This window comes from Pantoea sp. C2G6 (genome assembly GCF_051336815.1).
GTDB lineage: Bacteria > Pseudomonadota > Gammaproteobacteria > Enterobacterales > Enterobacteriaceae > Pantoea.
Map to the genome: position 1 here is coordinate 56246 of NZ_JBGMNJ010000009.1, position 12077 is coordinate 68322.

The 12077-nt window shown below is 56.5% G+C and carries 12 protein-coding genes; 6 read left to right on the plus strand and 6 right to left on the minus strand.

Going from position 1 to position 12077, the window contains the following annotated elements; genetic code table 11:
- The first annotated feature begins 136 nt into the window (after positions 1-136).
- On the plus strand, positions 137-718 hold the full coding sequence (locus tag ACCW71_RS13340) for a glycine cleavage system transcriptional repressor (protein WP_436372077.1): 582 nt from the start codon (positions 137-139) through the stop codon (positions 716-718).
- A 150-nt stretch (positions 719-868) separates the two neighbouring features.
- Positions 869-1336, plus strand: coding sequence for a thioredoxin-dependent thiol peroxidase (gene bcp, locus ACCW71_RS13345; protein ID WP_436372079.1), 468 nt, complete (start codon positions 869-871; stop codon positions 1334-1336).
- Between the two features lie 105 nt (positions 1337-1441).
- On the opposite strand, the gene ACCW71_RS13350 is transcribed toward bcp, so the two are convergent.
- The 3 genes from ACCW71_RS13350 to ACCW71_RS13360 form a co-directional block, all read right to left on the minus strand.
- Positions 1442-3010 (minus strand): sensor domain-containing diguanylate cyclase, encoded by a 1569-nt coding sequence (locus tag ACCW71_RS13350; protein WP_436372080.1) that lies wholly within the window; start codon positions 3008-3010, stop codon positions 1442-1444.
- A gap of 425 nt (positions 3011-3435) precedes the next feature.
- Positions 3436-4044 carry a DsrE family protein gene (locus ACCW71_RS13355; protein WP_436372082.1) on the minus strand — a complete coding sequence of 203 codons (609 nt, stop codon included), beginning with the start codon at positions 4042-4044 and terminating at the stop codon, positions 3436-3438.
- 30 nt (positions 4045-4074) lie between these two features.
- Positions 4075-4680, minus strand: a complete 606-nt coding sequence (locus tag ACCW71_RS13360; RefSeq protein ID WP_436372084.1) for a DsrE family protein — start codon at positions 4678-4680, stop codon at positions 4075-4077.
- A gap of 754 nt (positions 4681-5434) precedes the next feature.
- Between ACCW71_RS13360 and ACCW71_RS13365 the strand changes: the two genes are divergently transcribed.
- Together ACCW71_RS13365 and arsC are read left to right on the plus strand one after the other, a co-directional pair.
- The gene (locus ACCW71_RS13365) at positions 5435-6898 is read left to right on the plus strand and encodes a beta-barrel assembly-enhancing protease (RefSeq protein WP_436372086.1); all 1464 of its coding nucleotides are present in this window, start codon (positions 5435-5437) and stop codon (positions 6896-6898) included.
- A 32-nt stretch (positions 6899-6930) separates the two neighbouring features.
- Positions 6931-7278: an arsenate reductase (glutaredoxin) gene (arsC, locus tag ACCW71_RS13370; RefSeq protein ID WP_436372291.1), complete on the plus strand. Its 348-nt coding sequence runs from the start codon at positions 6931-6933 to the stop codon at positions 7276-7278.
- Here arsC and hda read toward each other — a convergent pair.
- From hda to upp, 3 genes are all read right to left on the minus strand, one after another.
- The gene (hda, locus tag ACCW71_RS13375) at positions 7275-7976 is read right to left on the minus strand and encodes a DnaA inactivator Hda (RefSeq protein WP_436372293.1); all 702 of its coding nucleotides are present in this window, start codon (positions 7974-7976) and stop codon (positions 7275-7277) included. The genes arsC and hda overlap by 4 nt on opposite strands.
- A 92-nt stretch (positions 7977-8068) precedes the next feature.
- Positions 8069-9367: a uracil permease gene (uraA, locus tag ACCW71_RS13380; protein ID WP_436372294.1), complete on the minus strand. Its 1299-nt coding sequence runs from the start codon at positions 9365-9367 to the stop codon at positions 8069-8071.
- Positions 9368-9517: 150 nt separating this feature from the next.
- Positions 9518-10144 carry a uracil phosphoribosyltransferase gene (upp, locus tag ACCW71_RS13385; protein WP_111139322.1) on the minus strand — a complete coding sequence of 209 codons (627 nt, stop codon included), beginning with the start codon at positions 10142-10144 and terminating at the stop codon, positions 9518-9520.
- A gap of 231 nt (positions 10145-10375) precedes the next feature.
- Between upp and purM the strand changes: the two genes are divergently transcribed.
- Both purM and purN read left to right on the plus strand, forming a co-directional pair.
- Complete coding sequence (purM, locus tag ACCW71_RS13390; protein WP_436372088.1) at positions 10376-11416, plus strand: phosphoribosylformylglycinamidine cyclo-ligase; 1041 nt, start codon at positions 10376-10378, stop codon at positions 11414-11416.
- Positions 11413-12051, plus strand: coding sequence for a phosphoribosylglycinamide formyltransferase (purN, locus tag ACCW71_RS13395; RefSeq protein WP_436372090.1), 639 nt, complete (start codon positions 11413-11415; stop codon positions 12049-12051). Before purM ends, purN begins: the two co-directional genes overlap by 4 nt.
- Positions 12052-12077: the final 26 nt, after the last annotated feature.

Here is a 12077-nt window from a genome sequence, read left to right on the forward strand (position 1 = left end):
CCCCTCGACAAACAAGTGCTTCATGGTACGTTTTACACTTAGGGAAAAGCAAGCAAGGCACGCCATTCCCGCGCTTGTCAGCAGTTTTTTTTATGTTTACCTTATGGTTATTAGCGAAAGCAGAGGAAAAGCCATTTTGCCGCCATCTCAGCCCCACCATCTGGTGATCACCGCGCTTGGTGTTGACCGTCCGGGTATCGTCAATACCATTACCCGACACGTCAGCAGCTGCGGTTGTAATATCGAAGATAGTCGTCTCGCCATGCTTGGGGATGAGTTCACCTTTATTATGCTGCTCTCCGGGAGCTGGAACGCCATCACGCTGATTGAGTCGACGCTGCCGCTGAAAGGGGCCGAACTGGAGCTGCTGATTGTGATGAAACGGACCAACGCCCGGATACGGCCGCCGATGCCGGACACCGCCTTTATTCAGGTCGAGGTGGCGGATTCGCCACACATCATTGAGCGTTTTACCGATCTGATCGATAAGCACCAGATGAACGTGGCCGAACTGGTATCACGCATCCAGCCGGCACAGCACACGCTGTCACCCACGCTCTATATTCAGATGACCGCCCATAGTCCGACGCGCACCGAAGGCACCTCCTTTGAACAGGCATTTAATGCGCTGTGTCAGGAACTGAATGCACAGGGGACACTGCGCCTCTATAGTATGTCAGACGCTGACAGCAGCGAATCCGTTAATACAGTACGCTAAACTGTTAAGGTAACCCGGAGTTATTTCTCCACATGACTACCGCCTGCGAGCCCGGCTATGTGGTGAAATACCCCCTGATGGTAATTTTCCCTCTGCCTTTTTCGGCGGAAGGTGATTACCCACAGCATAAATAAAAAATGGAGAGATGTGATGAATCCACTGAAAGCCGGTGATACCGCACCAACATTTAGCTTGCCCGATCAGGACGGCGAACAAGTGAATCTGGCCGACTTCCAGGGACAGCGCGTTCTGGTGTACTTCTATCCGAAAGCGATGACGCCAGGCTGCACCGTACAGGCGTGCGGTCTGCGCGACAACATGGATGATTTAAAGAAAGCGGGCGTGGAAGTGCTGGGCATCAGCACCGATAAACCAGAAAAGCTGTCGAAGTTTGTCGAAAAAGAGCTGCTGAACTTCACCCTGCTCTCCGATGAAGATCATGAGGTCTGCAAGGCGTTTGGCGTCTGGGGTGAGAAAACCTTTATGGGCAAAACCTATGATGGCATCCATCGCATCAGCTTCCTGGTCGATGCCGAAGGTAAGGTTGAGAAAGTGTTCGATAACTTCAAGACCTCGAATCACCATGACATCGTGCTGGACTATCTGAAGTCCGCCTGATGTTCAGGAGCGCGGTAGCCCTGGCGCCGCGCTCTGCTTATTCCTTTATCCGCCGCTGAATCACGGTTTCCCCTTCCCTGTCCGCCAGCGTAACACCGCGCCCGACTAAGAGGTTGCCGCCGCTATCACGCAGTTACGTCCCGCTTTTTTCGCCTCATACAGGGCAGCATCTGCCTGTTTTAAGCTCTTCTCCAGCAACGTATCCGGCTTCGCGCTCCATGATCCCACCCCGATGGAGAGCGTGATGCGTCCGACATCCGTATGCCAGGCTTCGGCAATACTGAGCCGCACGCGCTCCGCAATGATCAGCGCTTCCTCCTGAGGCGTATCGGGCAGCAGCATCAGAAACTCTTCGCCCCCGTTACGGCAGACCACATCTGACTGACGCGCGCTGGCGCGCAGCGTGCTCGCCACCTGCTGAATCACCCGGTCGCCAACATCGTGCCCCCAGTTATCGTTAACGCTTTTGAAATGATCAATATCCAGCGCCAGTATCGCGAAAGGCTGGTGCAGCGTACGGTAGAAATCCAGCACCGCGTTAAGGCCACGGCGGTTGAGCAGTTGGGTCAGCGGATCGGTCTGGACTTCGGAGTTAAGCCGGCCAATTTTATCCTGCACCAGCCCGATGCCCGTCAGCAGCGCTCGCTTGACCTGCGCCGCTTCAAAGTACCAGGCGCTGATGCCACCAATCTCTCTGGAGACACCCTGCGCATCCATCCGGCTGGCTTTGCGGGCCAGCTGAAACAGTGGCCGGGCAATCAGCCGTGCCAGTATCACCGCCACCAGCAACGTCAGCAGCGCAAAGGGCACCGAGTTTTTCAGGACGTTCAGTAACAGCCCGGAAAGCGGATCGAGCGTGACGCTGATCGGTTTAAGCGCCACCACGGTCCAGCCGGTGGTCGGCACTACCGCGTAGCCCGCCAGCTGGGTCGCTTTACCCGGTCCGGTGAGCATCAGCGAACCGTTGTTCTGCTCCTCGCGCGAACTGACGATGGCGGGCAGGATTTTGCCTATCAGCTGGCGATTCGGGTGATAGAGCACCTCATTGTTACTGTCGAGCACGTAGACAGTGGTGCCATCGCGATAAAATTGCTCCCCCAGCAGGGCGTTGAGGATGCTTTTTTTCTTCAGATAGATGGTGCCGCCGATATAGCCCAGATAGTCACCCTCTCCACTCCAGATTGGCCAGGAGACAAACACCAGCAGATTATTGGCGGCTGAAAGCACCGGTCGGCTGACCAGCGGCTGCCGCAGGGTCAGCGCTTCACGGGAGGCTTCGCTGGTGAGGTGCATCCCCTTCAGCGTCAGCGACTCAGGGGAAATCGCTTTTACTACGCCCTGCACATCCACCACCGCAACCGAGTTAAAACTGCTGGTCTGTTCACGCAGACGGTTCACTTCACTTTTCAGCAGCGCCTCGTTATCAAAATTCGTGCCGAGCTGATTGGCGCTGTAGTGCAGTTGCGACTGCGCCAGCTGAAAGAAAATTTCACTGGTGGAGGCCAGTTTGGCGGCGTAGGCGCGGTTAGCCTCCAGCGTGGTGTCGATCAGTACCTGACGCTGGACCCGCCAGGTCGCGTAGAGGGTGTTAGCGAGCGTGATAACAATACTGACTATCACCAGCAAGGCGATCAAATTACGTAAATCGGTCCGGGGCCGCAGATGCTCTAGCATGGCGTCGCCGCCTCAGAGGAGAAAGTCATGGATTAAAATGCCCGATGGTTTATCACGTTCGCCAGAAGCCTGGAGGATTTGCAGCTAAGTCTACACCCTGGCGAAAGTTTTGAGCAGCTTTAAGGCCTCCCGATCCGCGACTAAGTTCAAATTTATCTGGACCTGATTCATCAGGTCTGCTTGATGGTCCGCTGCGCCCTCCGATAAAAGCGCACCCGTGGCAGGCCGCTGAGCCTGCTGGCCGTTTCGCTTCAGCGCAGCAGAAGTGAACCTCTCAGGGCCGTTAATAACCGAGGCGGCGCTGCTGACTGAGCGCACCCGCGCTAAAAGCGCGGGTGCAACCCATAAGCCAGGCTTAAGCTGGTAAACAGAAAGGACATGGCAGGTCGTGCAGGTGACAGCGGCCGTGACGCCGCTGTGGCAGATTAAAGCATCAGGAAGGCGTAACCGGCGTTTTGCAGGGTAGCAACGGTGGTCCCGCTGGAGATGGTGTGGGTGACCATCGGGTCGATCCAGTTGCGCTCAAGCTGATGAAACGCCACTGACTGGTCGCAGATAGAGACTTCAACGCCCGCTTTTTTCAGCTCGCTGATCAGTTTAAGGTTCGGGTTATCGACGCCATAAGCTTTATGGAACTGCTCATTATTTAAGGCCGCTGGAACCGCGTCGCTGTTAATCGACACCACAAACTTCAACTGGTTGAGCGGTACGCCTGCCGCATAATAGAGGTTGGTGACGCGGGCGACCCGCTCCAGACCCAGATTAGGCTGGCGAATATCCCCTTCACTGCGGTTGATCTGGAAAACAATTTTATTGCTCAGACCATTATTGGTGCCGGGTTTAAACGCAGGCGTATCGACATAGTGTATTTTGCCGTAGCCTTCAATCGCTGGCGTACTCCAGAAATCCGCGGGCTGGGTTTTATTATCCGCCACTTTTCCGCTGACTTTATCGAATAACGCGGGCAATTGTAAAACATTGCCCCCTATAAATCCCGCTACGGCTGCCACCACAACAAAGGCTGCTGGACGCATTGCTTATTCTCCTGATCGCTTAAATATTAATTACATTGCCAGCCAGGCGTAACCCTGGTTTTGCAAGGTTGAAACGGTGGTTGGACTCGAAAGCGCATGCACAACCGATTTATCAATCCAGTTATTGGGATAGTGATGGAATGCCACCGACTGATCGCACACCGACACTTTCACCCCAGCCTGATTCAGCTCATTAATCAGCTTCAGGTTTGGGTTATCGATGCCATAAAACTTTTTAAAATGGGCGTTATCCAGCATGGCGGGCGTCGCATCACCGGTAACTGACACCACAAATTTCAGCTGATCCGCCGGGATACCGGAGGCGATGTATAAATTCACGACCCGCGCGACCCGCTCCAGCCCCAGATTAGGGTCGGTCATCGCCCCATCGCTGCGGGTAATCTGGAAGACAATTTTATTACTCAGGCCCGCCACCGGCTTAAAAGCCGCGTCGGGTTCATAATGAATTTTGCCGTAACCTTCAATCGCCGGGGTACTCCAGAATCCGGCAGGCTCCTGGGGTTCGGCTGAAAAATGGCGTGCCACTTTGTCATAAATATTGCCACTCTGCGTGACAGCCGCGCCAACCACACCCCCGATAATGGCGATTAACACGTAAGAAACTGCTGAACGCATAACACTTCTCTCCGGCAAATAATGTATTACCGATCCACTTCCTGAATCAGCCCGAATATCTATATCACAGCAGAGCTTTATTTATTGAATGTGTAAATTCAGGTCAACGCCAATCTGATGACCAGGGGGATTATCGAACCGGGGAATTAATCGAAAAGTTTCATCATGATTTTCAGGGATTCTCTGTTTTACCGGACCTGAACAGGCTTTATATCTGAAGCAGCGCTGCGTTTATTTTTAAATTATGCAGCCAGCTATTAGTGGAGAAAGATCGGCACCAGAGCGCGAGACGATTTAATTTATCAATGAAGCCGGGTGAAATGAGAGCGCCGGACGCCCGTTTTTTTCAGAGTATGCCTGGAAAAAGTTGTGCCACATTCAATTTTTTTGAGTGAATTTACATAACTTTAAAAAATGAACGGTAATCCTGCTCACTCTTCATCAGCAGATTCTGCTTTATTCACCGCCTCCTTAGCCGGAAGCGATGAATAAGCCAGCTGACGAGGCTCAGCATCAGGGAGTTAACCGCCTGCTTGTGTGTTCGTTTAACTGCGGTTTAACCGGCAATGATGTTCAATTTTTTTCGGCATAATCGCTGATCTTGCACAAATTCCGCCGGACGTCCGCCAGAAAACATCATTTCTTTCTTTTCTGGCTCTGGTTAAGATAGTCGCGACCCGTCGTTATCTGCAAAAAATGGAACGTTCCCGCTGCGCACCTGTCCATTGTCAGGGCCTCTCTACAGGATTAAGGCATGCTGAACCGGTTAAAAAAAACGCTGATCGCCGCGCTCCTTCCGACGCTTATCTTTAGCGCTCTGACACCCGCCAGAGCCGACATCAGTGATTCCCTGCCCGATATTGGCACGACGGCCGGTTCGACGCTGTCGATTAATCAGGAATTGCAGATGGGCGACTTCTATGTGCGCCAGCTGCGTGCCAGCGCGCCGCTGATCAACGATCCGCTGCTGAATCAATACATTAATCAACTGGGCCAGCGCCTGGTCGCCCACGCAGATTCGGTCAGAACCCCGTTCCATTTCTTTCTGATCCAGAATGATGAACTCAACGCCTTCGCCTTTTTTGGCGGCAACGTGGTGCTGCACTCGGCGCTGTTTCGCTTTACCGATAATGAGAGCCAGCTGGCGTCGGTGATGGCGCACGAAATTTCGCACGTCACCCAGCGCCACCTGGCGCGAGCGATGGAAGATCAGAAACGCAACGCGCCGCTGACCTGGGTCGGTGCGCTGGGCTCGATTCTGCTGGCGATGGCCAGTCCGCAGGCGGGCATGGCGGCCCTGACCGGCACGCTGGCAGGCACCCAGCAGGGCATTATCAGCTTTACCCAGGGCAATGAGCAGGAGGCGGACCGTATCGGCATTCAGGTGCTGCAACGCGCCGGTTTTGATCCGCAGGCGATGCCCAACTTTTTACAGAAGCTGGCCGATCAGAGCCGCTTCTCGTCGAAGCCCCCCGAAATTCTGCTGACGCACCCGCTGCCCGACAGCCGCCTGGCGGATGCCCGTAACCGCGCCAACCAGATGCGGCCGGTGGTGGTGCAGTCTACCGAAGATTTCTATCTGGCGAAGGTGCGCGCGCTGGGGATGTACTCTACCGGGCGTAATCAGCTGACCGATGACCTGCTGAATCAGTACGCCAGCGGCAACAGCCGTGAGCAGCTGGCGTCACAATATGGCAAAGCGGTGCAGTTTCTCCAGGCGAAAAGCTATGCCGATGCGAAACGGATTATCACCCCGCTGCTGGCGAAGCAGCCCAACAACGTCTGGTTTCTCGACATTATGTCTGACATCGACATCGGCCTGAACCAGCCGCAGCAGGCGATCGCCCTGCTCAGCGCAGCCAGCGGTGCTAAAAACAGCCCGGTGGTACAGCTCAATCTGGCCAATGCCTACGTGGAAGCAAAGCAGTATGCCAACGCCAGCCGTATCCTGAATCGCTATACCTGGTCGAATAAAGATGATCCCAACGGCTGGGATTTACTGGCCCAGGCCTCTGCGCAGCAGGGATTGCACGATGAAGAGCTGTCAGCGCGGGCAGAGAGCCTGGCGCTCAATGGTCAGCTCGATCAGGCGATTAGCACACTCAGCAGCGCCAGCGCGCAGGTGCCGCTCGGCAGTCTGAAACAGGCGCGCTACGACGCCCGTATCGATCAGCTGCGTCAGCTGCAACAGCGCTTTAAGCAGTATCAGAAAGGATAAGGATGCAGGGCAATTCAAGCGGAGAGTGTGAAATGGTGACGATTTACCACAACCCACGATGCAGTAAGAGCCGTGAAACCCTGGCGCTGCTCCAGGCGCGCGGCATTGAGCCGGAGGTGGTGCTCTATCTGCAAACGCCGCCCGATCGCGAAACGCTGCACATTCTGTTGCAGAAACTGGGGATGCGGAGTGCGCGCCAGCTGATGCGCAGCGGGGAAGCGATCTACAAAGAACTGGCGCTGGCGGCGGAGAATAAAAGCGAAAACGCGCTGCTGGATGCGCTGGTGGCCCATCCGCTGCTGATTGAGAGACCGATAGTGATCAACGGCGATCGGGCACGGATCGGGCGTCCGCCAGAAGCGGTGCTCGAGATTCTTTAAAGGCCGAGCGTCTCTTTCACAAAGGGAATGGTGAGCTTACGCTGGGCGCTGATCGAGGCGCGATCGAGCCGATCCAGCGTATCGAACAGGGTGCGCATTTCACGATCCAGCCGTTTCAGCAGGAATCGACCCACATCTTCCGGCAGCTCAAAGCCGCGTAACCCGGCGCGCAGCTGCAACGCCTGTAGTTTGTCTTCGTCGGAGAGCGGTTGCAGGCGATAGATCTGCCCCCAGTCGAGACGCGACGCGAGATCGGGCAGTTGCAGATTCAGCTGGCGGGGCGGACGATCGCCGCTGATAAACAGCCGCGTGTTGCCGGTTTCCAGAATGCGGTTATAGAGATCGAAGATCGCCATCTCCCACTCCGGCTCGCCCGCAATGCATTCGATGTTATCGATGCAGACCAGTGACAGCTGCTCCATCCCTTCCAGCACCTCCGGGACAAACCAGGTGCGCTTATCCAGCGGAACGTAACCAACCGCCTCACTGCGCGCAGACATCTCTGCGCAGGCGGCGTGCAGCAGATGGCTCCGCCCTCCGCCTTCGCGGGACCAGAAGTAGAGATAGCTGCCATGTTGTTGGTTGAGAGCACCTTTCAGCGCGGCAATCAGCGACGGGTTCTCCCCCGGCCAGAAGCTGGCGAAGGTTTCATCGTCAGGTAAATAGAGTGGCAATGACAATTGTGCCGGCGTGTTCAGAAGCACCTCAGCAAGAGAACAAGCAAAAAATCGGGGGAAGTCTAACACAGTTTTCAGAAAGAGATGAATGGGGCATCCCTGCCCCGATCCTGTCAGGCGTCCGGCGATCGCGGCTCGCGCGAATCTTCCGCCTCCAGCACCACTTCTTCCGGTCTGAGCCACGAGATCACGCGGAAGATCAGCGCCAGTCCCACGCCGACGATGGTCGCCAGCGCCATGCCTTTCAGCTCTGCCGCGCCGATATGCACTTTCGCGCCGCTGACGCCGATGATCAGGATCACCGAGGTGAGGATCAGGTTCTGCGCTTTGTTGTAGTCCACTTTCGATTCGATCAGCACCCGGATACCGGATGCGCCAATTACGCCATACAGCAGCAGCGACACGCCGCCCATCACCGGGACCGGGATCGCCTGAATCACTGCGGCGAGCTTACCGACGCAGGAGAGCAGGATCGCCAGAATCGCCGCGCCGCCAATCACCCAGGTACTGTAAACGCGGGTAATCGCCATCACCCCGATGTTTTCCCCGTAAGTGGTATTCGGCGTCGACCCAAAGAAGCCGGAGATCACTGTGGACAAGCCATTAGCGAACATCGAACGATGCAGACCCGGATCGCGGATCAGATCTTTCTTCACGATATTGGCGGTAACCACCAGATGACCGATATGCTCGGCAATCACCACCAGCGCCGCGGGCAGGATCGTCAGCATCGCTACCCACTCAAAGCGCGGGGTGTAGAAGGTCGGCAGTGCAAACCACGGCGCTTTGACCACGCCGCTCCAGTCGACGATGCCCATAAAGGCGGAGAGCAGATAACCGGCCACGACGCCGACCAGAATCGGGATGATCGCCAGGAAGCCACGGAACAGCACCGAACCGAACACCGTCACCGCCAGCGTCACCAGCGAGATCAGCACCGTTTTACTGTCGGGCGCGCTGCCTTCAGCGGGCAGCAGACCCGCCATATTGGCGGCCACCCCCGCCAGCTCCAGACCGATTACCGCGACAATCGCGCCCATCGCCGCGGGCGGAAACATCACGTCGAGCCAGCCGGTGCCCGCCCGTTTGACAATCAGCGCCACGATACAGAACAGCACGCCGCACAGGATAAAGCCGCCCAGCGCCACCTCATAACCGAGTGGCAACAGCAGCAGCACCGGCGAGATAAAGGCAAAGCTGGAACCGAGGTAAGCGGGGATTTTTCCCTTACAGATAAAGAGATAGATCAGCGTGCCGACGCCGTTAAACAACAGCACCGTCGCCGGGTTGATGTGGAACAGAATCGGCACCAGGACCGTGGCGCCAAACATGGCGAACAGGTGTTGCAGGCTGAGTGGAATGGTTTGCAGTAACGGCGGTCGTTCACTGACGCCAATGGCGCGACGAGTCATCATTTATCCCCTTATTGTTTTCATCTCCTCCCGGTTCACGCAGCCGCGACAGCAGGATGCGCACCGGTAAGCCGTAAGGCAAACCGATCCGCGGTCAGAGACAGTGCTTTTTTGCCAAAAAAAAGCCGACTCTCTGGTCGGCTATGCGATTTATTTGGTTCCGAAAATCTTATCCCCGGCGTCACCGAGTCCGGGAATGATATAACCCTTCTCATTCAGTCCCTGATCCACTGACGCGGTGTAAAGCTCAACGTCCGGGTGTGCTTTCTCCAGCGCGGCAATCCCTTCCGGGGCCGCCACCAGCACCAGCACTTTGATGCTGCTACAACCCGCTTTTTTCAGCAGGTCGATAGTGGCAATCATCGAGCCCCCGGTGGCCAGCATCGGGTCGACCACCAGCGCCAGCCGCTCTTCAATGTTAGAGACCAGCTTCTGGAAGTAGGGAACCGGCTCCAGTGTCTCTTCATCACGGTAAACCCCCACCACGCTGATACGGGCGCTGGGAACATGCTCCAGTACCCCTTCCATCATGCCGAGGCCGGCACGCAGAATCGGCACCACGGTGATTTTTTTGCCTTTGATCTGATCGATCTCTACCGGGCCGTTCCAGCCCTCAATGGTGACGCGCTCTGTTTCCAGATCGGCGGTCGCTTCGTAGGTCAGCAGGCTGCCCACTTCAGAGGCCAGCTCGCGAAAACGCTTTGTACTGATATCATGCTCACGCATCAGGCCCAGTTTATGTTTGACCAGCGGGTGTCTGACTTCCACGATCTTCATTGGTGTTCTCCCGGAATGAGTTGAGCTAAAAAAAAATCGCGGGATTATACCGCCTTTTCGACGTTGCGCCACCTGTCCTTGCGCAAAGCCACCGCGTTAACCAGCCCAAAATAAGGATTAATGAAAATCACCTGATGCGCAATCCCAGACTCGCAAACGTTTGCCTGCACTGATAGAATTGCCGCGCTCTATTTTAAAACCACCAACCGCAACTCGCGTGGGGACCTCGCAGTGACCGACAAGACCTCTCTCAGTTACAAAGACGCCGGTGTTGATATTGATGCTGGTAACGCCCTGGTTGACCGTATTAAAGGCGTAGTGAAAAAGACCCGTCGCCCCGAAGTGATGGGTGGACTGGGCGGTTTCGGTGCGCTTTGTGCGCTGCCGCAAAAATACCGTGAGCCGGTGCTGGTCTCCGGCACCGATGGCGTGGGCACCAAGCTGCGTCTGGCGATGGACCTCAAACGCCACGACGCGATTGGCGTCGACCTGGTGGCGATGTGCGTCAACGACCTGGTGGTACAGGGTGCTGAGCCGCTGTTCTTCCTCGACTACTACGCCACCGGCAAGCTGGATGTGGATACCGCCTCCGCGGTGATCACCGGCATCGCCGAAGGCTGTCTGCAATCGGGCTGTGCGCTGGTGGGCGGTGAAACCGCAGAGATGCCTGGCATGTATCACGGCGAAGATTATGACGTGGCCGGTTTCTGTGTCGGCGTGGTGGAAAAATCAGAGATCATTGACGGCAGCAAAGTGCAGGATGGCGATGTACTGATCGCGCTCGGCTCCAGCGGCCCGCACTCCAACGGCTACTCGCTGGTGCGCAAAATTCTGGAAGTCAGCAACACCGATCCGCTGGCTGAACAGCTGGAAGGCAAACCGCTGGCCGATCACCTGCTGGAACCAACCCGCATCTATGTGAAAAATATCCTGAGCCTGATCGAGCAGGTCGATGTGCACGCTATCGCACACCTGACCGGCGGCGGCTTCTGGGAAAATATTCCGCGCGTACTGCCCGACAACACCCAGGCGGTGATCGACGAGAAGAGCTGGCAGTGGCCGGCGGTCTTCAGCTGGCTCCAGCAGGCGGGCAACGTCAGCCGTTTTGAGATGTACCGTACTTTCAACTGTGGCGTCGGGATGATCATCGCCCTGAGCCCGGCAGAAGCGGACAAAGCGGTGGCGCTGATGGAAGCGGCCGGAGAGAAAGCCTGGAAGCTCGGCGTGATTAAAGCGTCCGATGCCGAAGAGCGTGTGGTCATCAACGGATGAAAAAGCTGGTTGTACTGATTTCCGGCAACGGAAGTAATCTTCAGTCCATCCTCGACGCCTGCGCCAGCGGGCGGATCCACGGCAGCGTGGCTGCCGTGTTCAGCAACCGTGCCGCCGCCTATGGCCTGACGCGGGCGCAGGAGGCGGGAGTACCTACCCACGCCCTTGCCGCCAGCGACTTCGCCGATCGTGACGCCTTTGATCGCCAGCTCATCGCTGAGATCGACGCTTACGCGCCGGATCTGGTAGTGCTGGCGGGTTACATGCGGATTCTCAGTAGCGCTTTCGTGGCCCATTTCCACGATCGCCTGCTGAATATCCACCCTTCCCTGCTGCCGAAATATCCGGGTCTGCATACCCACCGTCAGGCGCTGGAGAATGGCGACAGCGAGCATGGCACCTCGGTGCATTTCGTCACCGACGAGCTGGATGGCGGCCCGGTGATCCTGCAAGCCAAAGTGCCGGTGTTTCCCGACGACAGTGAAGCGGAGATTACAGAGCGGGTGCAGCATCAGGAGCACGCGATCTATCCGCTGGTGATCGGCTGGTTTGTCGAAGGTCGGCTGGTGATGCGTGAAGGTAAAGCCTGGCTGGATGGCGAACCACTGCCGCCGCAGGGTTATGCTAACGACTGACTCTTCATGAGAAGCCCTGGCTTCTC